We start from the raw sequence: 24,594 nt of genomic DNA on the forward strand, positions 1-24,594 counted from the left end.
AAACGCCACGCGAAGGTTTGACTGTTTCCTTCACCGGCAACAGCAACGTAGACGGTTACTACAGCCTGTCCGGCAACAACGTTGTACTGACGCAAAAAGGTGCTGATTTCGTTAACGCCGGCAATCAACTGCCGAAGATTGATCTGACGGTTACCGATCCAGAGGGGCTTAGCTCCAATGGCACTGGTCAGCCTACTGTCACCTTGCATAACGATGTGCCGGTGATCAGCGTCGCGCCAGTCACCATCGATGAGAACTCTGCTACTGCGGGCACCGTCGCTGGCCGCTTCACTGCGACTGATGAAGAAACACCACGCGAAGGTTTGACTGTTTCCTTTACTGGAAACAGCAATGTGGATGGCTACTACAGCCTGTCCGGCAATAACGTTGTACTGACGCAAAAAGGTGCCGACTTCGTTAACGCTGGCAATCAACTGCCGAAGATCGACCTGACGGTTACCGATCCTGAGGGGCTCAGCTCCAATGGCACTGGTCAACCGACTGTCACCTTGCATAACGACGTGCCGGTCATCAGCGTCGCGCCAGTCACCATCGACGAGAACTCTGCTACTGCGGGTACCGTCGCTGGCCGCTTCACTGCGACTGACGAAGAAACCCCACGCGAAGGTTTGACTGTTTCCTTTACTGGAAACAGCAACGTGGATGGCTACTACAGCCTGTCCGGCAACAACGTTGTGTTGACCCAGAAGGGCGCCGACTTCGTTAACGCCGGCAATCAACTGCCGAAAATCGACCTGACCGTCACCGACCCTGATGGCGCCAGTTCCAACGGCACCGGCCAGCCGACGGTCACTCTGCACAACGACATCCCGGTGATCACCATCGCGGCCAATACCCTCGATGAGAACGCCGCTAAGGCGGGCACTGTCGCCGGTACCTTCACGGCCTCCGACGAAGAAACGCCGCGCGCGGGTCTGACGATCACCTTCACCGGCAACAGCAACGTAGACGGTTACTACAGTCTGTCTGGCAACAACGTTGTACTGACGCAAAAAGGTGCTGACTTCGTCAACGCCGGCAATCAACTGCCGAAGATCGACCTGACTGTCACCGACCCTGAAGGCTTGAACTCTCACAGCACTGGCCAGCCGACCGTCACCCTGCACAACGACATCCCGGTGATCACCATCGCGGCCAATACCCTCGATGAGAACGCCGCTAAGGCGGGCACTGTCGCCGGTACCTTCACGGCCTCCGACGAAGAAACGCCGCGCGCGGGTCTGACAATCACCTTCACCGGCAACAGCAACGTAGACGGTTACTACAGCCTGTCCGGTAACAACATTGTGCTGACCCAGAAGGGCGCGGACTTCGTCAACGCCGGCAACCAACTGCCGAAGATCGACCTGACTGTCACCGACCCTGAAGGCTTGAACTCTCACAGCACTGGGCAGCCGACCGTCATCCTGCACAACGACGTGCCGGTCATCAGCGTCGCGCCAGTCACCATCGACGAGAACTCCGCTACTGCGGGCACCGTCGCTGGCCGCTTCACCGCGACCGATGAAGAAACACCACGCGAGGGCCTGACTGTTTCCTTTACCGGCAACAGCAACGTAGACGGCTACTACAGCCTGTCCGGCAACAACGTTGTGTTGACCCAGAAGGGCGCCGACTTCGTTAACGCCGGCAATCAACTGCCGAAGATCGACCTGACTGTCACCGACCCTGAAGGCTTGAACTCTCACAGCACTGGGCAGCCGACTGTCATCCTGCACAACGATGTGCCGGTGATCAGCATCGCGGCCAATACCCTCGATGAGAACGCTGCTAAAGCGGGCACTGTCGCCGGTACCTTCACGGCCTCCGACGAAGAAACGCCGCGCGCGGGTCTGACGATCACTTTCACCGGCAACAGCAACGTAGACGGCTACTACAGCCTGTCCGGTAACAACATTGTGCTGACCCAGAAGGGCGCGGACTTCGTCAACGCCGGCAATCAACTGCCGAAGATCGACCTGACCGTCACCGACCCTGAAGGGCTGAACTCCCACAGCACCGGGCAGCCGACCGTGATTTTGGTCGACGACACTCCAACCGCCAGCAACGGCTACATCCAGAGCAACGAAGACACCTCGGTCGAACTGACCTGGGCCACCTTCGGCGTCAAGGATGAAGACTCCGCTAACCCGAAAGTGGTGTTCACCAGCCTGCCTGCCGGCGCCATCGAGTACAACGTCAACGGCACGTGGGTCAAACTCACCACCAACGATCTGAAGACCGATACCTCGGCGGGCAAGTCGTTCAGCCAGGCTGACTTCGATAACCACAATGTGCGTTACACCCCGGCAGCCAACGAGTCGGGCGACAACAGCTTCGGCGGCACCGGCGTGGGTAACATGCAAGGCGATTACACCCAGCTGAAGTTCCAGGCTACCGATGGCAACTCCTACAGCGACACCAAGACCATCACTGTGGATATCCACCCGGTGACGGACGTTCCGGTCGTGACGGTCGGCGCATTCGGCGCTGTGCCGACAGGCTTGACCATTCAAACCTGGACCGGCGGCACCCTGCGCACTGATTTGGGGACCAACGGTAACGGTGTGGTCAACTCCAGTGACCTGATCAAGGTGATCGACGCCAAGACCGCTGCGAGCGCTGTCTCTACGGGCGTGACCAGCAGTGTCAGCAACAGTAACGTGGCGGATGGCACCGCGACCAAGGTCTCTGGCCTGATCTACCTGGAAGCCGGCAAGAGCTACACCTTCACCGGTACGGCCGATGACAGCCTGGCAATCACTGTAGGCGGCAAGTTGGTCGCCAGCGAGACCTGGAGCAAGGGCAGCGCGATTACCGGGACGGCCTATACGCCGACCGAGTCGGGCTATTACACCCTCGATATCTACCACTACAACCAGGCTGGCGCGGGCAACTACGACGTCAATGTGTCGATCAACAATGGCCCGTCGATGTCGCTGGGCAACAGCGGCGTGCAGACCTACACCAGCGTGGACGCGTTGAAAGCGGCCGGTGCGGTCCTCGGTGACAGCCACGTGGTCAACGGTGAAGGCTATTACACCGGCTACGTCTACAACCGTGGGCCGGAAGACACCGCCATCAAGGTCGCGCCGATTACCACCACGTTTGTCGACAACGACGGTTCGGAATCCCACAAGGTGGAAATCAGCGGCTTGCCGGCAGGCACCGTGATTACCGACGGCACCACGGGGCACAGCATCACCTCGACTGGCGCAACCACGCTGTACGATGTCAGCACCTGGAACCTGAAAACCCTGACGGTTACACCGTTCAAGGACTCCACCGCCAGTTTTGATCTGACCGTGAAAGCGACGGCCAAAGAGTTGAGCACCGGCGTTGAAGCGGTGACCACTGGCAAAGTGAGCATCGTGGTCACTGCGGTCAATGACGCGCCAACCCTGGACCTCAGCACCGTCGACGGCTCTGTTGCCACTGGCTTCAGCACCTCGTACACCGAACGCGGCACCAACGGCGTTGCGATTACCGGCAATGTGGCCATCGCTGACGTCGACAGCACCCAGATGCAAAGTGCGACCATCACCCTGAAAAACGCCAGTTCGGGTGACGTGCTCAGCTCCAACCTGGTGGCAGTGGGCGGTACCTACAAAGGCGTCACCGTGACCAGCGTCGGCACCGACGTCAGCGGCAAGATCGTGCTGACCCTGTCGGGTGTGGCGGATGCTGCGACCTACAAGGCGCTGCTCGAGTCGTTCCAGTATTCCAGCACCAGCAAGTACCCGGCCATTGGTGACCGCACCATCGACATCGCCGTGACTGACAATGAAGGCAGCAACAGCCTGAGTTCGTCAGTGGCGACGACGACCATCACGGTCAAGCCCCAGGTCTACACCCCTGTCACGGAAGGCGGTGCGGCGGCGGATACCATCGACCTGGGCTCCAGCTCGGCCAACAACATCGTGGTCGGCGACAAGGGCGGTATCACCACCCCGGGCAGCAACTACAACATCGCGTTTATCGTCGACACCTCGGGCAGTATCGGGTCGAGTGCGATGTCGTCGATCAAAACCCAGCTCTCCAGCATTTTCGATACCTTGATCGCCAACGCCAAGCTGACGGGGTCGGGTGTGGTGAAAGTGCTGCTGGTCGACTTCGATACCAAGGTTGAATCCCAAGTGTCGGTCAACCTGGCCGACCAGGCTGCCGCCAAGGCTGCCTTGCAGGCCGTGTTGAATAATATGGCCTCCAACCCGAGCGACGTGACCAACTACCAGGATGCCTTCAACGCGGCGACGGCCTGGTTCAAGAGCAGTGACGCCACCAGCAACGCCGGTGCAAAAAACCTGACGTATTTCATTACCGATGGTGAGCCGAATGTCTACAACGCCACGTATGACAACATCAGCCTGGGGTATACCAGCTCCTGGTGGGGGTCCAACGTTACCTTTGACAACAAGGTCAACGGCTACACCTACACCCTGGGCCAGACGACTCCGGTCACCGCAACGATCTATGGCCAGACGCAGGTCATCGTCGACAAGGACGGCAAGGTGTACTCGTACGACTCGTCCGGCAACAAGACCTTTGAAGGTTATGTTGTGTCCGACGGCCGTGGTGGTTTCGACGTCGCGGGCGCTGCCGGCAACTCCGGCCGTTATGACTACGCGCTGGAAAACGCCAAGGCCGCTTACACGGCGTTGACGACTGCGGTCTCGGGCGGTGTTGAAGTACAAGCCATCGGCCTGGGCAACAACGTCGATAAGGACATGCTCCAGAAGTACTTCGATACCGACAAGACGGTCAGCACCATCGACACCGCGAAACTGGCGGATACCATTACCGGCCACACCGCCGATACCGGTGCCGACAACGTTTCCGGCGGTTCGGGCAACGACATCATCTTCGGTGACCTGATCAGCTACAAAGGCCAGGAAGGCAGTGCGGCACTCAAGGCGTTCGCCGCTGAGAAGCTGTCCACCACCGTCGACCAGATCGATGACCGCACCTTGCATCAGTACATCACTGAGCATGTGCAGGACGTCGGTGCACTGGCCAACGCGTCGAACATCTATGGCACCAATGATGGCGGCGACACCCTGATCGGCAATGCCGGCAACGACATCCTGTTCGGCCAGGGCGGCAACGACACCCTCTCCGGCGGTGCCGGCAACGACATCCTGGTGGGCGGCAAGGGTAACGACATCCTGACCGGCGGCGCGGGTGCCGATACCTTTGTGTGGCTCAAAGGCGACACCAACACCAACGGCGGCTTTGATCGCATCACGGACTTCAAGCACGGCGAAGGCGACAAGCTGGACCTGTCCGATTTGCTCCAGGGCAATAACGACAACAACTTGTCCAGCTACTTGAAGCTGACCACCGACTCGTCGGGTAATTCGACGTTGAGCGTCAGCAGCACCGGGTCGTTCACGGCGTCGGGTGGCGGCACGGCTGATGTCACCATCAAAGTCGATGGCGCCAACTGGGGGGCTGGCAGCTCCGCGATCAACAACCTGATCGCGGGTGGCGACTTGACCGTCAAACACCACGACTGATCACCCACGGGGCGTCAATCTTTCGAGATTGGCGCCCCGTTGGCATCGGCTTCGGAAAAATGCGTGTAATCTCTGTGGGGCCGTGCGCGGCGCCTGCAGGGATTTTTTATTGGGAGAACGTTGATGTTCTACGTGCAACGCGATCAACACAACGCTTTGATTCGCGTCGAGGCGCAGGCCTACGCCGAAGCCACCGAGACGCTGCCGGCTGACCATCATGAGATTCAGGCGTGGTTTGCCGATGATCTGGTCGACAACAGCCTCAAACAGCTCAAGCAAAGTGACCTTGAGATGATTCGAGTGCTGGATGACTTGATCCAGGTACTGATCACCAAGAACGTGATGAGCATCACCGACTTGCCGCCGGCAGCACAGGCCAAGTTTTTGGAACGTACCCAGGCCAGGGCGGCGTTGGGTGGCTTGAGCGAGCTGATCAATGACGATGAAACCGGTTTGATCTGACGCCCACGCACCTCCTTCACGGCGTACCCGTCAAGGAGGCACGATGCGTCAGTGCTTCACTTCCAGGGCGCCGGTTCACCGACCAGTTGGCCTTGCACCCCTTCAATACCCATCTCGCGAATCACTCGTAACTCACCCTCGGTCTCTACTCGCTCGGCAATCAACGGCAGGTCAATGCTGTGGGCGGCGCGCTGGATCGCTTCGATAAAGAAGCGCTTATGGCTTTCCTGGTCGATGGCTCGGATGTAGCTGCCGTCGATCTTGAGGTACGCCAGGCCCAGGTTCGCCAGGTTGCCGATCATGCTGAAGCGGCCACCGAAACGTTGCAGGCCGAGGCTGTACCCCAGGCTGCGCATACGGCGGGTAAGACGCTCCAGCTGGGTTTGCTCAGGCACTTGCTCTTCACCGATCTCCAGCGTCAAGCGCGGCCCCAGAGCCGGGTGCTGGGCCAGGCGTTCGAACACCCGCTCCAGGGCCTGTGGGTCATTCAAGGTCGCGGCCGAGAGGTTCAGCGCCACCGCTGGGGTGTGCTGCGTCAGGTGCTTGATCACCAGGTCGAGCATCAGTTGATCGAGGCGCGCGGTCCAGCCGAAGCGCTCCAGCCAAGGCAGGAAGTGGCCGGCCGCGATGGTCTGGCCCTGATTATCGAGCAGGCGGGACAGCACCTTGTAATGCAGCACCTGTCGGGTGTCGCTGCTGCTTACTACTGGCTGGAAAAACAAACGGAAGCGCCCTTGGTTCAGGGCGTCGTCGAGCAATGTGTGCCAGCTGTGCGGGTCGTCGCTGGTGGTGCCCGTGGTTTGGTGTTCCAGGCACACCCAGCTTTGGCCAACGCTGGCTTCAGCCTGGGCCAGTGCCTGGTCGGCCAGCATCAACAGATCTGCCGAGGCATCGCCAGGGTTGTACGGCGCCAGCCCGATGAAGGCCACGGTCGACAGGTCGGTGGCGCCCGTTTCGTGCAGGCTTTGCAGGGTGCTTTCCAGCGCCTGGGCCAGTTGCAGCGCTTCGTCCCGCACCAGGCCCGGGGCAAGCACCGCGAACTCTCCACCTCGACTGCGGGTGATCAGGTTTTGGGTTTCCGGGTATTTGGCACAGGTTCGCACCAGCTGCTGGCTGACGGCCTGCAACAGTTGGTCGGTACGCTGCCCGCCCAGGCGCTGGTTGAGACCGCTCAAATCGTTGACCCGCAACATCAGCAGGTAGCCCGAACTGGACTCCTCGAGGTTGCTGACCCGCGATTGCAGTTGCATCTCGAAGTAGCGACGGTTGGCCAGCCCGGTCAGGCTGTCCTGGTAGGACTCCACCCGCAGCTTCTCGCTGCGCTCGGTCTGCTCGTGGAACAACGCCTTGAGCTTCTCCACCATCTGGTTCATGGCCTGCACCACGCGGCGCAATTCGGGGGTACGGGGCAGATCGGGCAGGCTGAGGAACTCGCGACGCGCAATGGCGTGGGACTGCTCCACCATATAGTCCAACGGCTTCAACTGGCGGCGTAGCAACAGCGCGCCGAGTACCGCACTTACGGCACCGCAGATCAGCAGCCAACCCAGGCTGCCCAGTGCGCTTTGCCAGAGTTTTGCCAGGGCAAACATCGGGTGACTGACCACTTCAACCCGTGCCGCCTGCTGCCAGCCACGGCTGACGATGGCATCGCCGCCGGCCGGCGCCAGGCCGATCATCTTCACGAACCAGGCCGGTACGTTGCTGGCGTCCGGCTCGGCGGCACGTTCCACCAGCACCTGGTTATTGCTCAGGTCTATCACGCGGATGCTCGCGTAGTAGCCACTGTCGAAGATCGAGCTGACCATCAGTTCGGTCATCGCCGGGTCGTCGATGTTCGGCGTCAGTGACAGTGCCAGCGCAGTGGCCGCGTCCTGGGCGTGGGAGCGCAGTTGGTTGACGTACTGGGTACGCGAACTCTCCAGGCTGACGATGAAGCTACCGCTGAACGCGACCACCAGGAACACGCAGATAGCGATCAGCAATTGTTTGAACAGTGACATCGTAGCTCCTGTTAATTATCCGAACTGGTCGGAAACCCTTCTGCGCTCATTTTCTTCAAGACGTCCTGCCAGCGTGACAGGCGCTTGGTATCACCGACTTTTTTGTTGCCCGCAGCGCCCGGCAGCCACAGCCCTTCGCCGTTAAACGCATAAACGGGCAGCAGGTCCGGACGTTGGCTGGCAGGCAGAATGGGGTCCATCAGGCTGTCCAGCACCAAGGGCATGGCTTCGGGGCTTGCATAGTATGTCAGCACCATATGCGCACGGTTCTGGCGCAAGGCCTTGACGTAGGTTATGCGCAGCTTCTCGGCCGGTACGCCCAGATGCCGCAGGCTGAAGTATTTGGCGATGGCGTAGTCTTCACAATCGCCGGCGCCTTTCCACAGGGATTGAATGGGGGTCGCCCAATAATCAATCTCGTGCCACAGGTCGATGTCTTCCTCGTAGTGCAACTGGCGGTTGAAGAACAAGTTCACTACTTTGAGCTGCTCGGCCTCACTTACCTGCTTTTGCGTCGACAGCAATTGTTGCCACGCATCGATGCGCTGACGCCCGGGGCCCAGTGGCCCGTAAAGCGACTCGGCGCGGCGGCTGATCTGGCTGAAATCCCAATCGGCGAGCAAATCGCCCAGCAGGCCGCCACCCAGCAACAGCGTGATGGCAAGACCGTACAGAATCCGCGGGAGTTTAAAGCGTAACGCCACTGCGATTACCCAAGCTTGCAGCATTGAAGGTGCGGCAATGGTGCGGTGATACTGGGTAAAAAACAATGGCACGATGAAATCACCGCCATTGAATTGGAGTAAATATGCGTCAGGAAATTGGCCTTTTTCCGCTCGTCCGAAAGGGTTGTGTGGGTTTCATCAAAATAATGACACCTCGTTAGCGCTGTCACAGAATATGGCAACGAAGACGCCTACAAAAAGACCTGCGGTGAAGCCTCACCTTGCCGACCTTTCACGTCTTTAAATGGCGCTGTTAAGGAGCTCCGGCTATGAGCCGCACTGATGATCTATTTGCCTTGTTCGGCAAGGGCGTTTCCCGGGACCCCACGGGAAGAAATGCGCGCTTGCACTTTTTTGGCAGCATTCCGTTCGATGATGGCACTCGGGTAAACCACAAAGAGGGTTCGCGCCTAAGTGCTCAGGGGACTTATGCCCATGAACATCCACAAAATGAACCATTGAGCGCGCTGCGCCCGACCGTTGTGGCGTTGGTGTCAGTCAATGGTGGCGTGGGCCGCAGCACCCTGGCTACGGCGCTGAGCAGCGGCCTGCAGCGTCTGGGTGAGTCGGTCGTGGCGGTGGACCTGGATCCCCAAAATGCCTTGCACCAGCACTTTGGTGTCGATCGTGAGCTACCTGGCGTGGGCCGTAGCAGCCTGCTCAACAGACCCTGGCAGAGCATCCTGCAATCGGGGTTCGCCGGATGTCAGGTTATCCTCTTTGGCGACACCGACACCCAACAGAAGGAGAACCTGCAACGTTGGTTGACCCGTGAACCGAAGTGGCTGGCTCAGCGCCTGTCGGCACTGGGGCTGAGTGAAGGGCATATGGTGATCGTCGATACCCCCGCAGGGAACAACGTTTATCTCCATCAGGCGTTGAGCGTGGCCGATATTGTGCTGGTGGTCGCCCAACCGAATGCCGCTTGCCTCGGCACGCTGGATCAATTGGACGCACTGCTGGCGCCCCACCTTGAGCGTGAACGCCCACCCCGTTGTCACTTTGTGATCAATCAACTGGACGAAAACTCGGCGTTCAACCTGGATATGCTCGATGCCTTCAAGCTGCGTCGAGGCGAATACCCGTTGGAAGTCGTTCACCGTGATCCGGCGATCAGCGAAGCCCTGGCCTTTGCAGCCGACCCGCTGGGTAGCTCGGTCCCGAGCCTGGCCGGTGACGATATCAGCGAACTTTGCCGGTTATTGATCGCCCGTAAAAAGCGCGCCTAAAGCACGGTTTATAAGCTTGACGCCAGATGCTTATGCACAATCGGTGGGGTACAGGTGTCACGAAACTGCTGTTTTGTGCAACCGTTCTCAACACGCCGCAACTGCCTGTTTTACGTGCGTTTTATTGTATGAACAAAAAATGAACAGCGTGGCTTTTTGCCGGTAGCGTAGATGGCTACAGGCTTTGTAAAGATTCCATCAACAGAGTTATCCACAGGTCGGGGTGCGACAATCCTGCCCCTTAATCGCGCTCGGCAAGCACCATCAAGTTGCGTGGTGTCAATGCGGTTTCGCAGAAGCTGCCCACCTCGACCCTGTAGCCACGTTCGGCCAGAAACAGTGCCCGATCCAGGACCAGCCACAGCTCAAGTGGGCGCCGAAACAGCCCACGCACCAACTCTAGGTTCCTGACCTCGGCCAAACGTCGCCAGCCATGCGCCTCCAGCGCCGCCCAATCCTGTTCACCTGTGGATAACCCTTTGAGGCTGGCCAACGCCTGGCAGTAGTCGGCGAAGGGTTTGTCCAGCCAACCGGCGGGCAGGGACGGGGTGGGCAGGTACTCGTCGCAGTGGCGTAACTGGCGTTGTAACTGATCGAAACCCAGGCGGCGGGCCATTGAGGTGTCCCGCTGCAGCCGCACGCGTTTGCCGGCCGTGACGGTTTCGCTGAGTGGCAGGCCAAGGTCGTCGACCGACAGCTGCAAGGTGGAAGCACGGCCCGCTTCGGACAGCGGTTGGTAGGCGTCCGCGTGGATGCGGTTGTAGCAGCACGGCGCTACGGCCAGTTGCTTGCAGCCGGCGGCACTGGCCAGTTGCAGCAGGCGCACATGCAGGTCGCCGCAGGCATGCAGGGCGACGGGGGTGTGCTCGGGGTCTAGGCTTACGTCCGCCATGACATCTTGCAGGCGATGGGTGGCGGGCAGGCCGTGGTAGTCGCTCAAGGCTTGGCCTGCCGCGATCAGCGCCGGGTCGTATTCCAGGCAGGTCAGTTGCTGGCCGGTGTGCAACAGGCGGCGGCCGAGGTGGCCCTTGCCGGCGCACCAGTCCAGCCAATGCCGGGGTGTTTGCGCAAAGTCCAGCGCGGCGCCGAAGGCTTCGATTTGCTGCCATTTACGCCCGGGTACGTCGACATTCAGGCGGTGTGCCGCGGGTTGCAGGGGCTGCGTCGGTAACTTATCCACAGCACTGAGGCGCAAGGCTTCGCGGGCCAGTGAGGGAAAAGGCGCTGGCGCCGGTAGGGTGTGGGGATGGTTATGGCTGGTTTCCGCGTCGGACAACGAGCGTTGACGCAGCCATCGGGCCAGTTGCGGATGCTCGGTTTCCCAAGGCAACTGCCGATGCACAAAGGGCCGTGGTCGCCACAGCCCTTGGTGCTCGATCAGAAACGCATCCAGCGCCTCGAAGCGGGCTTCAACGTCCCTGGCAGGCATCGACGCGCAGCCAGCGTTCCAACAGCTTGAAGCCGCGTACCAGCAGGAAGGAGATCAGCAGGTAGAACACGCCGGCGGTGAAGAACATCTCCACCGTCAGGTAGTTGCGCGCGATGATCGTCCTGGCCATGCCAGTCAGCTCCAGCAGAGTCACGGTGCTCGCCAGCGAGCTGGCCTTGAGCATCAGGATCACTTCGTTGCTGTAGGCCGGCAATCCGATGCGCGCGGCCCGGGGCAGGATGATGTAGAACAGCGTCTTGGGCCTGGACATGCCCAGCGCACGGGCGGCTTCGATTTCCCCAGGCGGAATGGCCTGGATGGCACCCCGCAGGATCTCGGCGATGTACGCGGCGGTGTGCAGCGTCATGGTGGCGGTGGCACACCAGAACGGATCGCGCAGGTACTTCCACATGAAACTTGAGCGGATGCTGTCGAATTGGGCCAGGCCGTAATAGACCAGGAACAACTGCACCAGCAGCGGCGTGCCGCGAAAGAAAAAGATATAAGCGTAAGGCAGGGCGCGCACAGACAGGTGCCTGGACGAGCGCGCGATACCCAGGGGGATGGCCAGGATCAGGCCGAGGATCACAGCGATGCTCACCAGCTCCAGGGTCAGGATGGCGCCCTGGATAAACTTCGGCAGCCACTTGATGATGACTTCCCATTCCATTACGTCGTCCTCACGAAGCCGCGGGCGGCGCGTTGTTCCAGGAAGTGCATGGCCACCATCGACAGCGACGTCAGGCCCAGGTAGATGAATGCGGCGACCATATAGAAGGTGAAAGGTTGTTTGGTAACCGTTACGGCAATCTGCGCATGGCGCATGATTTCTTCGAGGCCGATGACCGTGACCAGCGCGGTATCTTTCATCAGGATCAGGAACAGATTGCCCAGGCCCGGCAGGGCGATGCGCCACATCTGCGGCATGATCAACCGGGTAAAGATACGAAACTTCGACAGGCCCAGCGCCACACCCGCTTCGCGGTGGCCTTTGGGAATGGAGATGATTGCACCCCGCAGCACTTCCGTGGCGTAGGCGCCGAAACACAGGCCCAGGGCGATCACGCCAGCGGCAAAGGCGCTGAGGGACAGGTCGGGAATATCGAGCAGCTCACCCAGTGAGCGCATGGCGTTGATCGTGCCGAAGTAAATCAGCAGCACCCACAGCAGCTCCGGCACACCGCGAACGATTGTCGAGTAAGTACCGCCCAGCCATTGCAACGGCTTGTACGGGGAAGTCTTGGCCAGGGCACCGGCGAGGCCGAGTACCAGCCCCAGGCATAACGCTGTGAGCGCCAGTTTGACGGTCATCAGCGCGCCGGCAGCGAGCGCCGGGCCGAATCCGTAGAGATCGAAATTCATGGTGTTTTCATATCGCGGCAGGCATTGCTGAAAGCCGGCGCGCTCAAGTGAGTGCGCCGGGCAGGCCGTTCAGGTCATTCGATGCTGAACGGGAAGTACTTGTCGTTGATCTTCTTGTAGGTGCCGTCTGCCTTGATCTCTGCCAGGGCTTTGTTCAGGCGCTCGCGCAGCGGGTCGCCCTTGCGTACGGCGATACCGATCTTGTCGCTCTCGACAACCGGGTCGCCCTTGAACTCGTAGGCCGAACCGTCTTTGCTCTTGAGCCATTCGTACTGCACGTACTTGTCGGCGAGGATCCCGTCGAGGCGGCCGGACGTCAGGTCAAGGTAGGCGTTTTCCTGGGTGTCGTAGAGCTTGGCTTCGGTGTCAGGCAGCTTGTCTTCCAGGTAGGTACCGGCCAGCGTCGCGCGTTGTGCGCCGATGACCTTGCCCTTCAGGTAGGCGGCGTCGGTCTTGAAGTCTGCGGTGGCCTTGGGCGCGATGAACTGCAGCTTGTTGGAGTAGTACGGGTCGGTGAAGTCGACAGCTTGCTTGCGCTCGTCGGTGATCGACAGCGAGGACACCAGGAAGTCGAACTTCTTGGCATTCAGGGCCGGGATGATGCCGTCCCAGTCGGACACGTACACGTCGCACTTCTCGACTTTCATCTTGGCGCACAGGGCGTCGCCGATGTCTTTGTCGAAGCCGACCACTTGGCCGCTGGCGTCTTTATTGTTGAACGGCGGGTAGGCCGCTTCGATCCCCATGGTCAGGGTTTCTGCCATGGCCGTGGCGCTGAACGCCATCGAGACGGCCGCGGCCAGAAGGAATTTTTTATAGTTCTGCATGCATGTTGCTCCGTTAGCGGTTGCTGGACATGAATTGTTTGCAGCGCGCCGAAAGCGGGTTTTCAAACACCTGCTGTGGCGATCCTTGCTCTTCGATCAGGCCCTGGTGGAGGAACACCACTTCACTGGAGACCTGACGGGCGAAGCCCATTTCGTGGGTGACCAGCAGCATGGTGCGGCCTTCTTCGGCCAGCGCGCGGATCACATTAAGTACTTCCTGGACCATTTCCGGGTCAAGCGCCGAAGTGGGTTCGTCGAACAGGATGACTTTGGGCTGCATCGCCAGGGTGCGCGCGATGGCCGCCCGTTGTTGCTGGCCGCCGGACAATTGCGCGGGGTAGGCATGGCGCTTGTCGGCGATGCCGACCTTGTCCAGCAGGGCTTCGGCCACTTCTATTGCTTCGGCCTTGCTTTGGCCGAGCACGCGGCGAGGGGCCTCGATGATGTTGTCGAGGATGCTCATGTGCGGCCACAGGTTAAAGTTTTGAAACACAAAACCGATTTCGCTGCGCAGGCGGTTGATCTGCTTGCCGTCAGCGGCCAGCAACTCGCCGTTTTTCGCGGCCTTGAGCTTGAGTTCTTCGCCGGCCACGAGGATCTGGCCCTGGTGTGGGTTTTCCAGCAGATTGATGCAGCGCAGGAACGTGGACTTGCCGGAACCGGAGGAGCCCAGGATCGAGATCACATCGCCGTCGCGAGCGGTCAGCGAGATACCTTTGAGTACCTCCAGCTCACCATAGCGTTTATGCAAGTTGCGGATTTCAAGCGCGGGCGTGGCCTCGGCCATGTGGGGTCCTCATTGTGTTCATTGCGATCTTCGCTGTTGGGCCGCCTTCCTGGCGAGGCGCCAAGCTAGCATAGCGTCCTGATGGCGGCCAACAGCGCGGCGGGCGGTAAACGGGCGGTGTGCGGCAGGGTGTCGCATCGGCACAGCAGGGTGTCGCGCCATCAACAACCGAACAACCGTTTTAACCCGTGAATCCGCAGGCTTCGCGTGAAAAAGGGCGCGATGGTGCCAGCTTTGGGCGGGTGTTGGAAGGGTTAAACGGGCAAACGGTAGCTATCGGCCCTTTTATGGCGCGCTGCGTACTTTTCGTGTGTGTTTTTGGTGCGCTTGTTCGTCTTGAAAGTGAGTCGCACGGTAACGCTATAGCGGAATGCCATTGTTCTCAATGACTTGCGATGACTGGTGAATCGTCCTGCAGGCCGCGTCAATCGCGGTTTTGTAACATTTTGGCGCAAATCTTGCGTAAAAAATAAAGAACGCCCTGTTGGTTTCTTTTCACGAGGAAGAGCCCAGGCCGGGCGGACCGTTTTCGCAATTCCTCGCAAAGGTGTGTCAATGAGTAGTACGCAAAGCTCCAATGACCTCGAACAGGGGCTCAAACCGCGTCACGTCACCATGCTGTCGATTGCCGGCGTCATTGGTGCCGGTTTGTTTGTCGGCTCAGGCCATGCGATTGCTGCCGCCGGCCCTGCGGTCCTGCTGGCATATGCCGCAGCGGGAACGCTGGTGGTCTTGGTGATGCGCATGCTGGCCGAAATGGCCGTGGCGTCGCCGGACACCGGTTCGTTCTCCACTTACGCCGACCGTGCGATCGGTCACTGGGCCGGTTTTACTATCGGCTGGCTGTACTGGTGGTTCTGGGTGCTGGTGATTCCATTGGAAGCCAACGCCGCTGCGACCATTCTCCACGCCTGGTTCCCGGATGTGGCCATCTGGGCCTTTACGCTGATCATTACCTTGCTGCTGACGGCAACCAACCTGTTCAGCGTGAAGAACTACGGTGAGTTCGAGTTTTGGTTTGCGTTGATCAAGGTCGTGGCGATCGTGGGCTTTGTGATCCTCGGCCTGGCGGCGATTTTCGGCTTCCTGCCGACCAGCCAGGTCAGCGGCGTTTCCCACCTCTTTGACACCCAAGGCTTTATGCCCAACGGCATGGGCGCGGTATTGGCCGCGATCCTGACCACTATGTTCTCCTTCATGGGCACCGAGATCGTCACCATCGCCGCCGCTGAATCGAAGAACCCGGGCCAGCAAATCACCAAGGCCACCAACTCGGTGATCTGGCGGATTGGTTTGTTCTACCTGTTGTCGATCTTCATCGTCGTGTCCCTGGTGCCTTGGAATGATCCGACCCTGGCGGCGGTAGGTTCCTACCAGACCGTGCTGGAACGCATGGGTATCCCGAACGCCAAGCTGATCGTCGACCTGGTGGTCCTGGTTGCCGTGACCAGTTGCCTGAACTCGGCGCTGTACACCGCTTCGCGCATGCTGTTCTCCCTGGGCCGTCGCGGCGATGCACCGGCCGTGGCCAAACGCACCAACAAGAGCGGCACGCCTTACTGGGCGGTATTGCTGTCAACCGGCGCGGCGTTCCTGGCGGTATTTGCCAACTACGTGGCACCGGCTGCGGTGTTCGAATTCCTGCTGGCCAGCTCCGGCGCCATCGCGTTGCTGGTGTACCTGGTGATTGCAGTGTCGCAACTGCGCATGCGCCAGAAGCGCATGGCGGCGGGCGAGAAAATTGTCTTCAAGATGTGGCTGTTCCCAGGCCTGACCTACGCGGTGATGGTGTTTATCGTCGGCACATTGACCATCATGCTGTTCCAGGAAGCGCATCGGGTCGAGATCATCGCGACTGGGGTCTTGAGCTTGCTGGTAGTGGCGGCCGGGTTGATTGTGTCCAGCCGTCGCAAGGCGCAGAGAGTGGGCGCTGCGGTGCTGAATTGATGTGATGGAATGCGGTGCTTGATTGCGCCGCAGTTCAAATGTGGGAGGGGGCAAGCCCCCTCCCACATTTGGTTTTAGTTGGTGAGGGCCTCGGATGCGGCGACGTAATCCGCCTGGAACTGCGGCGATTCGATCCACGCCAGTGCGGCGGCTTCATCGTCGCTGTCGGTGGCCCACTGCCGATACTCGATCAGTGCCGCCAGGATAAAGTCGGTGGCTTCCTCTTCGCCTTCCTGCTCCAGCACCAGCGCGAGCAGCGGGTGAGCCAGGAATACCGCGCAGAGGGCCTGCTGGCTGGTCTCGCCGGCGGTGCGCATCTCCACGAACAGCTCGGTCAAATCCACTGATTCAAGGTCAATCCGGTCGTCATCGCCGGCAAACGCATCCGGCTTGCTCGCGACGGCGCGCTGGGTGCGGTTCTGCTTGGCCTTGGCCTTGGCCCGGTGGGCACGTTTTTGCTGCTTGTTCGGCGAGGCCATGGGCTCACGTCCTTGGGTCAGGATCTGGGTGGGGTATTGAAGCGCAGGTTGAGGGAAATCCCAAGGGTATCCGCCGTTAATTGACCGTGTTGCAGCCATGCCAATGCAATGGGCCACAACCGATCCTGATACTCGCTGCGAAAGAACGCGAAATGTCCGACCTGTTTTTCGCCGATGTCTTCAGGGGCAATGCGCAGATGGGTGCACTCGCTGCCGTCGAAGTAACCCAGCAACCGTTCAATCGCCGCCACGGTGCCGAAGGGGTCATCGGTGATGCTGATCGCCAGCACCTGCGCCTTTACGCGGCTGAATGGCAAGTCCGCCAAGGCCCGTCCGCTGGGCCGCGTCTCATACCTGGGCGTTGGCGTGCTCCAGTCGCGCACCACGCCTGCCGGCGTATCCTCCAGCCAACCCAGGCGCTTGCCGGGGAAATACCCGCAGAGTGCCGTGATCACCGGCATGACCACATGCCATTTGGCAAACATCTGCCAGCGCCCGGCGGCGGCGTAATCGCGCCAGTAGGCGAACTGCGCGCCCACGGTCACGATTCGCCGGATCACCGCGCCGGATGCCCCCAGCCCCGCCGCACAGCCGCCAAAACTGTGGCCGACCACATCAATCGGTTGGCCTGGAAACTCCCGCTGTGCCCGCAGCAGGATCGCTTCGAAATCCAGCGTGCCCCAATCCGACCACGACGCCTTGAACCCACGCAACGAACCGCTGCGGGACTCGCCGATGCCGCGATAGTCGTAGGTGATCACGTCGAAGCCGTTGGCAAACAGGTAGTCGGCGAAACGTGAGTAGTGGCGGCAGCGCACGGAGGTGGCGGCGTTGATGATGACGACCGGGCGTTCGCGGTCGGTGCGCGGGTGGCGCCAGGTGAAGCCGCCGAGGGGATGGCCGTCTGCGGCGGATTCGAGGAATGCTTCTTGGGTGGGGCGGGTTGGCAGGTTCATAGGTCCGCTCGATCCGTGCGCTTTTTTGTGGTGCTTGGAGGCTCACGCGCTTTTTATAGGGAGTCGAAATTAACAAATTTAGCGCGCCATGGGTGTGAAGATGGCCATGACGCTCGACCTTGGCCCTTTGGGTGCATAGGCTGACGATCTTTCGATTGATCTGAGCTCGACCATGACCCGCGACACCCTCGAACACCACCAGATCCCCCTCTACTTCGCCGCTGTCCTTCTGGCTGGTGCTTTCGGCCTGCTCGCGCCTTCATTGGCCCAGGGCCTCGGCGCGCTGGTCACGCCCGCCATCGCGGTGTTGATGTATGCGATGTTCCTGCAAATCCCTTTTCTGGACCTGCGCCAGAGCTTGAGTCACAAGCGCTTTCTGTCGGCGCTGCTGTTGGCCAATTTCATCCTCGTGCCGTTGCTGGTGTGGGTGTTGACCCGTGGCCTGGTGGAGCGCCCGGCATTGCTGGTGGGCGCATTGCTGGTGTTGCTGACGCCGTGTATCGACTACGTGGTGGTGTTTACTCATATCGGTAAAGGCGACTCGCGCTTGATGCTGGCGGCGACGCCGGTGTTGTTGTTGCTGCAGTTGCTGCTGTTGCCGGTGTACCTGGGGTTGATGCTGGGGGTGCAGTCCGGGGTGGTGGTGCAGGTGGGGCCGTTTATCGAGGCGTTCCTGTTGTTGATCGTGCTGCCCATGGCGCTGGCGGTGATCACCGCATTCCTGGCGCGGCGCTCATCGGGCGTCAGCGCCTGGAATGATGCTTGGGCGTGGTTGCCGGTGCCGGCGATGGCGCTGGTATTGGTGGTGGTGATCGGTTCGCAAATCACTTCGGTGGTGCGTGACATTAACCTGCTGCTGCCGGTGATCCCGGTGTACGTGGCGTTCCTGTTGCTGGCGCCGGTGATCGGGGGGGTGACCGCGAGGCTGTTCGCGCTGCCGGCGGCGACGGCACGGGCGGTGACGTTCAGCGCGTCGACGCGTAACTCATTGGTGGTGTTGCCCTTGGCCCTGGCGTTGCCAGAAGACGTGCGCGGCGTGGCGGCGACGGCGGTGATCCTGCAAACCCTGGTCGAATTGGTGGGCGAGTTGATCTACGTGCGCCTGATCCCGAGGCTGGTGTGGCCTGCAGGCCGGTGAAATGTGAATGTTCAGGTTTGTTCAGGTGCTATTAGGGATACGTTCGGCACTCTAGGTCGGCGTTCCCTACCTGACAGGCCAACCCATGGATCACTGCAACCGTTTCCGCCTGGAGTCCCTGGGCATTTTCCTATTCGCGCTGTTGCTGTTCACGCTGGGTATCTGGGACCAGCAACCTCAAGGCTTTGACGGTCGCTGGGCGCTGTTCCTGCAGGAAATGTTTCGCCATGGAGCGAGTCTTTTCCCTACCACCTATGGGCAGCCTTACGCGGACTACCCTGGTACCGCGACCTTCTTCAGCTACGTATTTGCCCGGTTGTTCGGTGCGCCCAACCATTTGGCCAATGTGCTGCCCACTGCCCTTGCATCCGCCGGGGTCGTAGCCTTGATCTATCGCTTGCTGGTCCCGGCGAGTCGCCCGTGGGCGTTGCTCACGGTGCTGCTGACGTTGCTCACTACCCAATTGCTCGAGAAGTCCCGCTCGGTATGCCTGGACCAGATGGTGGCGTTGTTGTGTGTCGGCAGTTTCTACCTGCTGCACAGTGGTGAGCGCCTGGGCTCACGGTTCAGGCAACTTGCGGTGTTCCCGCTGTTCATCCTGGGTTTCGCGATACGCGGCCCGCTGGGCTTGATCGAAGTCTGCGGCGTGGTATGTGTGTATTGGGCGCTGGGCAGCCCTGGAGAGCGGGTCAGGCAGGTGTTGATCCACGGCATCGTCGGCCTGGTATTGCTGGCGGCCTGTTGGTGGCTGTTGGTGAAGCTGGCGCGCATCAGCGGCGGCGATGGGTTTGCCGATGAAGTGTTCAAGATGCAAGTGGGCGGGCGCCTTGATGAAAGCGGCGAGCCGTTCTATTTCTACTTCCAGCTGAGCCTGTACCGTTACTTCCCCGTGGTGCCGCTGGCGTTGGTCACATTGGTTGCGCTGCGTCATCGTTGGGCGGAGCGGTTTGATGACCCGGTGCAATTGGTGGTGCGGCTCGGTGCCTGTGGGTTGATGATCCTGCTTGGGTTGTCGGTGCCGCATTTCAAGCGTGCCTATTACATCCTGCCCATGGTGCCGATGTTTGCGGCTGTCGCGGCCTATGGGCTGCTTCAGGCGCAAGGCTGGCTCTCGGGCGTGCGCAGGGGCTATGAGTGGCTTGTCGCGGCGTTGCCGGCGCTGTGCGTGGTTGCCGTGTTGGTCTGTCGGCATGGGTGGCAGAAGCACGGTTACTGGCCTGACGTCTCGTTGCCGCTGTTGGTGGGGGCGCTGGTGCTCCTGCAAGTGGCGGCCGTGCTTGCCTGGCGGCGAGCGGGGCGGCTGGTGTGGCTCAGCGCGTTCGCGCTGGGCGCGCAATGGCTGGTGCTGGTGACGGTCGTGGAGCCTGCCAAGGATTTGCAGTTCGACACTCGGCAATTCGTCCGCCAGGTGGAAGCGCTTCGCGTATCGCAGCCTGGGCAACTGGTATTCCTGAATCTCGGCAGGGACACCTGGGCGGTGCGCTACATGATGAATCTGGACCATGACGAGCAGCCGCTGTTTGTCGGTGCTGCAGATGTTGAGCGATTGAGCGCGTTACCGCGACCGTCGTGGGTCATTGTGGCGCGCAAGGAAACCGCGTTGCTCAAGGGCACGCCTCTGGAGCATCAGGTGCCAAGTTTTGAAGGGCGTTTGAATGACAACCCACTGATGGTGTTTCGGCTGGAATGAATCAGCCGCCTCATCTCAAAATCGCGACTTGGATCACTCAAATTGCAGACAATAAAAAACCCGCACTAGGCGGGTTTCTTATGTGTTTCAGATGACGTTTGCACCACCTGAAACTAATTAGTGGTGCCCAGAGACGGAATCGAACCGCCGACACGGGGATTTTCAATCCCCTGCTCTACCGACTGAGCTATCTGGGCAACGGGGCGCATTAAACGGGTTTTTCAGGGGGTCGTCAAGCAAGTTTTCAAAAAATATTTAATTATTACCGTCGCTTACGTGCCGACCCCGATTTTTGATCAATTATTGAGCAGGCGGCACGTAGCCGTCAGCCTTGGCGTAATCCTCGCCGGAAAAGAACTTGTCCATTTCGCCTGACAGGTATTTACGGTCTTCGGCGTTCATCATGTTCAGGCGTTTTTCATTGATCAGCAGCGTCTGGTGTTTCAGCCAGTCGCCCCATGCCTGGGCGGAGATGTGATCGAAAATGTCCTGGCCCTTCGCACCTGGGTACGGAGGGCGTTCCAGGCCTGGCAATTCTTCGTTGTACTTGCGGCACATTACGGTGCGGGTCATGACGACTCTCCTGCGTTCAATACATCGGCCGCGCGTTTCAGCAGTTTCTTTACCGGGGCGGCAAGGCCCAGGCGCGGCGGGGTGGCGAGGTTATACCAGAGCCAGTCGGCCTCGGCCACGTGATGGGCGGATTCCTCGACCTGCACCAGCCAGGGTTCGATGGCCAGCTGGAAGTGGCTGAAGGTGTGGATCAGCCCCGGCAGTGGCTGGTGCTCGCCCAGCTCGAGTGCGTGCTGGTTGGCCAGGTGTTCGAGGTCTTGCAGGTCGTCCAGTTCGGGCAGGCTCCACAAGCCGCCCCACAAGCCGGTGGAAGGGCGGCGGTAAAGCAGGATGGCGCCTTCGGCATTGGCCAGCATCGGCATCAGCGTGCGCTTCTGCGGGATGGTCTTGCGCGGCTTGGGGATCGGGTAGCGCGTCTCCAGGCCGAGCATATGGGCTTCGCAGTTTTTTTCCAGCGGGCACAGCAGGCAGCTGGGTTTGCTGCGCGTGCAGAGGGTGGCGCCCATGTCCATCATCGCCTGGGTGTAGGCGTTGACACGATCATGGGGTGTGAAGCGCTCTGCGGTCGCCCACAGCTGCTTGGCCACCTTGGGTTCGCCGGGGTAGCCCTCTTGTGCGGTGAAGCGCGCCAGCACGCGTTTGACGTTGCCGTCGAGGATCGGTGCGCGCAGGCCCATGCTCAGGCTGGCAATCGCGCCGGCGGTGGACAGGCCGATGCCGGGCAACTCGGTAAGTTTTTCCACATCCCTGGGAAACTCGCCGCCGTACTCGGCCACGATGATTTTCGCGGTCTTTTGCAGGTTGCGCGCCCGAGTGTAATAACCCAGGCCGGTCCACAGGTGCAGCACTTCGTCCTCCGGCGCGGCGGCCAGGGCTTCGACCGTTGGCAGGGAGGCCATAAAGCGGTCGAAGTAATTGAGCACCGTGCTGACCTGGGTCTGCTGCAGCATGATCTCCGAAACCCACACCCGGTAAGGCGTGATGCCCTGCTGCCAGGGCAAGTCATGGCGGCCGTGGCGGTCGTACCAGTCCAGCACCGCCGTTGAAAACTGCTCGTTTTTCATCGTTTGAACAGGCCTTTCAAAGCATCTTTGAGCTGCGGGTTGACCTTGTCGAGCTTCTCTTCCAGCTTCTCGCTGAGCTTGTTGCCGGCCGCCTTGATCGCGACCTGGCTCAGGCCGTCCTTGTCCAGGCGGCAAGCCTTGGCGCCGAGTTCCAGCGGGCCACGGCAGCGCAGCGGCACTTCGATGCCCTGGAAGTTGGCGCCTACTTCGCAGGCCGGGTCCGGTACTTCGCGCTGGTCGCCTTCGACGATGATGCCGACGCGGTAATCCATGCCCAGTACGCGCAGGTCGACGTCACCGTTGCCATTGACCGCCAGCCCGGGGATGCGCACTTTCAGGTCGGGGTTGTTGGCGACGCCGTTACGGAAGGTCAGGTTGCCCTTCAACTCCTGGAACGGTGTGTCCTTGCCGCGTTGTTCGCCGCTCAAGGTCTTGCGGTTGAGCAGGGCGATACCGGTGCACAGTTGTTGCTCGAGGTTGGCGTTGAGCAGCACGCCGTTGTTGATCACAAAGCTGGCGGTACCGTTGAGGCTGTCTATCAGGGCTTTCTGGCTATTGCCGCGGCCGCTGAGGTTGCTGTCGAGGGTGACCTGGCCTTTCACCGGCGGCGTTTGCCCCTGGGCCTGCAGGATGCGTTCGACCGGAACCTGCCTGATCCGGCTTTGCAGGGCCAGCAGCGGAATGTCCTGGCGCACGTCCAGGTTGCCGTTGGCCTGGAAGGTGCCGTTGTAGAGCTCGCCGCTCAGAGTGTCGAGCTTGAGTTGGCCGTCGACGCCGGACGCTTTCAGCACGGCATTCTGGATCGGCAATTTACTCAGGGTCAGTTGGCCGAAGGCGAGGTCGGCATTCACATCCAGCTTGCGCAGGTGGGCCAATGGCAGCAGTTTGTCGGTGCTCCAGGCGCCTTTTGTCGGTGCTTCCGGCAGTGGCGTGGTGCCCCCGGCCGCCATGGCGCCGGCTTCGCTGTTCTGCACTTCGGCCTGGCGGGCGGCGGTCGCGCCCTTGGCGGATTCCGACTTGGCCGGCAGGTAGTTGTCGGCGTTGAAGGTATCGCCCTTGAGCTGCACGCGCAGCGCCTGCTTGGCAAAGTCGTCCACGGCGATACGACCGGTAAAGGTGCTGCCATCGAGTTTCAGGTTCAGGTCTTCCAGCGCCAGGCTGGTCGGCGTGCCCTTGAGGCGGCTGACCAGCTCGACCTTGCTCAGGCTGCCCTCGGCCATGGGCGGCAGCGGGTTGCCCACGCTGTCGAGGAACTTGGCCAGGTCAAACTGGGCGATGGACAGCGCGCCGCTGAGCTGCGGGGTCTTGTCCAGGTCGTTGACCTTCAGCTCGCCCAGGGCGCGCAACTGGTTGGTCGAGAGCTTCAGGTTGGTCCATTCGGCGATATTGGCCGCCTGGTCCACCAGTAGCTGGCCTTGTGTGGAGAAGGTCACGGTCTTGCCTTGCAGCGGCTCGCCAGTGGCTTCGCCGGTGACTTTCATGTCTTCGAACTGGTAGCGCTTGAGCGCGCGTTCGATACGCAGGTTGCCGTTGAGCTCGGTCTTGACGCGCATCACTGGCTGGTTGCTGCCGAAGAAGGCGGTGAGTTTCACCGGGATGCTTGCACCTTCGTGCACGGCGCCGGTGCTCAGCTGGATGCTTTCGGCGCTGAATTGCTTGCCGGTCTGTTCATCGTTGTATTCGACGCGGGCGTTGTTGACCGTCAGGCTGTCGATATCCAGGCGGATCGGCTTGGACGGTTTTTCCGCTTCGGGCTCGGCAGGCGCTTGCGCTGGCGCGGGGGTTCCGGCAGTTGCCACCGGTGCGGTCTTGCCGATGTCTTCCCAGTTGCCATGGCCCTGCTTGTCGCGGTTGAGGCGCAGGTTCAGGCCTTCGACACGCACATCGCTCATCTGCACCTCGCGCCGCAGCAGCGGCAGCACGCGCACCGACAGGCCAAGCATTTGCAGGTCGGCGAAGGGTTGGGTCGGCGTGGTCAGGGTCGCCACGCTGGCTTCGTGCAGTTCCAGGCCGAGCCAGGGGAACAGGCTCCAGCCGATATCGCCATTGAGCGTCAGCTCGATGTGGGCCTTGTCGCGGGCAATCTGGCGAATCTCGTCTTTATAGTCGTTGGGATCGAAGAGATGGGTCAGGGCAAAGCCCAGAGCCACAATGATCAGCAACAGCCCGAGAAGTACCAGACCCAGGATTTTGCCGAACGCTTTCATGGGCGAGTCCTTGTATGTCGATTTCAAAATTTAGCCGCAGAGTATAACGCCCGACGGCCTGCGTCAGTTCACCGATCGTTACATTGTATCCACAGGTCGGGAAGCGGGTTTTTGACGCCAATAAAACCGAAAAATCGCAAAAAGATGATGTCATTTTGGTTTTTCTGTCATCCGCTAATGCTAATCTTCAGCCGTTCGTT

General features: G+C 60.5%; 18 protein-coding genes and 1 tRNA gene. 6 read left to right on the forward strand and 13 right to left on the reverse strand.

Annotated features, from left to right (window positions below):
• The first annotated feature begins 17 nt into the window (after positions 1-17).
• Both BB029_RS34055 and BB029_RS21665 read left to right on the forward strand, forming a co-directional pair.
• Positions 18-5,516: a type I secretion C-terminal target domain-containing protein gene (locus BB029_RS34055; RefSeq protein ID WP_218188812.1), complete on the forward strand. Its 5,499-nt coding sequence runs from the start codon at positions 18-20 to the stop codon at positions 5,514-5,516.
• A 123-nt stretch (positions 5,517-5,639) separates the two neighbouring features.
• A complete protein-coding gene (locus BB029_RS21665) occupies positions 5,640-5,978 on the forward strand; it encodes a tryptophan synthase subunit beta (RefSeq protein ID WP_065940728.1) in 339 nt (112 codons plus the stop codon).
• Between the two features lie 56 nt (positions 5,979-6,034).
• Here the strand turns inward: BB029_RS21665 and lapD are convergent, their stop codons facing one another.
• Both lapD and lapG read right to left on the reverse strand, forming a co-directional pair.
• Positions 6,035-7,981 (reverse strand): cyclic di-GMP receptor LapD, encoded by a 1,947-nt coding sequence (lapD, locus tag BB029_RS21670; RefSeq protein ID WP_065940729.1) that lies wholly within the window; start codon positions 7,979-7,981, stop codon positions 6,035-6,037.
• Between the two features lie 11 nt (positions 7,982-7,992).
• A complete protein-coding gene (gene lapG / locus BB029_RS21675; RefSeq protein WP_083236467.1) occupies positions 7,993-8,709 on the reverse strand; it encodes a cysteine protease LapG in 717 nt (238 codons plus the stop codon).
• Between the two features lie 266 nt (positions 8,710-8,975).
• Here lapG and bcsQ point away from each other — a divergent pair, with 266 nt between their 5' ends.
• Positions 8,976-9,935: a cellulose biosynthesis protein BcsQ gene (gene bcsQ / locus BB029_RS21680; RefSeq protein ID WP_065940730.1), complete on the forward strand. Its 960-nt coding sequence runs from the start codon at positions 8,976-8,978 to the stop codon at positions 9,933-9,935.
• Positions 9,936-10,176: 241 nt separating this feature from the next.
• Here the strand turns inward: bcsQ and BB029_RS21685 are convergent, their stop codons facing one another.
• The 5 genes from BB029_RS21685 to BB029_RS21705 form a co-directional block, all read right to left on the reverse strand.
• The gene (locus BB029_RS21685; protein ID WP_065940731.1) at positions 10,177-11,364 is read right to left on the reverse strand and encodes a methyltransferase; all 1,188 of its coding nucleotides are present in this window, start codon (positions 11,362-11,364) and stop codon (positions 10,177-10,179) included.
• Positions 11,345-12,034, reverse strand: coding sequence for an ABC transporter permease (locus BB029_RS21690; RefSeq protein WP_027605093.1), 690 nt, complete (start codon positions 12,032-12,034; stop codon positions 11,345-11,347). Before BB029_RS21690 ends, BB029_RS21685 begins: the two co-directional genes overlap by 20 nt.
• On the reverse strand, positions 12,034-12,726 hold the full coding sequence (locus tag BB029_RS21695) for an ABC transporter permease (RefSeq protein WP_027605092.1): 693 nt from the start codon (positions 12,724-12,726) through the stop codon (positions 12,034-12,036). The genes BB029_RS21690 and BB029_RS21695 overlap by 1 nt, the downstream gene beginning before the upstream one ends.
• A gap of 74 nt (positions 12,727-12,800) precedes the next feature.
• Positions 12,801-13,553 (reverse strand): ABC transporter substrate-binding protein, encoded by a 753-nt coding sequence (locus tag BB029_RS21700; protein WP_065940732.1) that lies wholly within the window; start codon positions 13,551-13,553, stop codon positions 12,801-12,803.
• Positions 13,554-13,566: 13 nt separating this feature from the next.
• Positions 13,567-14,340, reverse strand: a complete 774-nt coding sequence (locus BB029_RS21705) for an ABC transporter ATP-binding protein (RefSeq protein WP_065940733.1) — start codon at positions 14,338-14,340, stop codon at positions 13,567-13,569.
• Positions 14,341-14,895: 555 nt separating this feature from the next.
• On the opposite strand from BB029_RS21705, the gene gabP reads away from it, so the two are divergent.
• The gene (gene gabP, locus BB029_RS21710) at positions 14,896-16,287 is read left to right on the forward strand and encodes a GABA permease (protein WP_065940734.1); all 1,392 of its coding nucleotides are present in this window, start codon (positions 14,896-14,898) and stop codon (positions 16,285-16,287) included.
• 74 nt (positions 16,288-16,361) lie between these two features.
• Here the strand turns inward: gabP and BB029_RS21715 are convergent, their stop codons facing one another.
• Both BB029_RS21715 and BB029_RS21720 read right to left on the reverse strand, forming a co-directional pair.
• Positions 16,362-16,766 carry a hypothetical protein gene (locus BB029_RS21715; protein ID WP_027605088.1) on the reverse strand — a complete coding sequence of 135 codons (405 nt, stop codon included), beginning with the start codon at positions 16,764-16,766 and terminating at the stop codon, positions 16,362-16,364.
• Between the two features lie 17 nt (positions 16,767-16,783).
• Positions 16,784-17,722 (reverse strand): alpha/beta fold hydrolase, encoded by a 939-nt coding sequence (locus BB029_RS21720; RefSeq protein WP_065940735.1) that lies wholly within the window; start codon positions 17,720-17,722, stop codon positions 16,784-16,786.
• A gap of 172 nt (positions 17,723-17,894) precedes the next feature.
• Between BB029_RS21720 and BB029_RS21725 the strand changes: the two genes are divergently transcribed.
• Together BB029_RS21725 and BB029_RS21730 are read left to right on the forward strand one after the other, a co-directional pair.
• A complete protein-coding gene (locus BB029_RS21725; protein ID WP_065940736.1) occupies positions 17,895-18,860 on the forward strand; it encodes an arsenic resistance protein in 966 nt (321 codons plus the stop codon).
• A gap of 85 nt (positions 18,861-18,945) precedes the next feature.
• Positions 18,946-20,550 (forward strand): hypothetical protein, encoded by a 1,605-nt coding sequence (locus BB029_RS21730; RefSeq protein WP_065940737.1) that lies wholly within the window; start codon positions 18,946-18,948, stop codon positions 20,548-20,550.
• A 121-nt stretch (positions 20,551-20,671) separates the two neighbouring features.
• Here BB029_RS21730 and BB029_RS21735 read toward each other — a convergent pair.
• From BB029_RS21735 to BB029_RS21750, 4 genes are all read right to left on the reverse strand, one after another.
• A tRNA-Phe gene (locus BB029_RS21735) sits at positions 20,672-20,747 on the reverse strand.
• Between the two features lie 103 nt (positions 20,748-20,850).
• Entirely contained in the window at positions 20,851-21,123 is a 273-nt protein-coding gene (locus tag BB029_RS21740) for an oxidative damage protection protein (RefSeq protein WP_027605083.1), read from the reverse strand.
• Positions 21,120-22,187: an A/G-specific adenine glycosylase gene (gene mutY, locus BB029_RS21745; RefSeq protein ID WP_065940738.1), complete on the reverse strand. Its 1,068-nt coding sequence runs from the start codon at positions 22,185-22,187 to the stop codon at positions 21,120-21,122. Before mutY ends, BB029_RS21740 begins: the two co-directional genes overlap by 4 nt.
• Positions 22,184-24,394 (reverse strand): AsmA family protein, encoded by a 2,211-nt coding sequence (locus BB029_RS21750; protein WP_065940739.1) that lies wholly within the window; start codon positions 24,392-24,394, stop codon positions 22,184-22,186. The genes mutY and BB029_RS21750 overlap by 4 nt, the downstream gene beginning before the upstream one ends.
• Between the last annotated feature and the right edge of the window lie 200 nt (positions 24,395-24,594).

Source organism: Pseudomonas sp. S3E12 (genome assembly GCF_001702295.1).
GTDB classification, from domain to species: Bacteria; Pseudomonadota; Gammaproteobacteria; order Pseudomonadales; family Pseudomonadaceae; genus Aquipseudomonas; species Aquipseudomonas marginalis.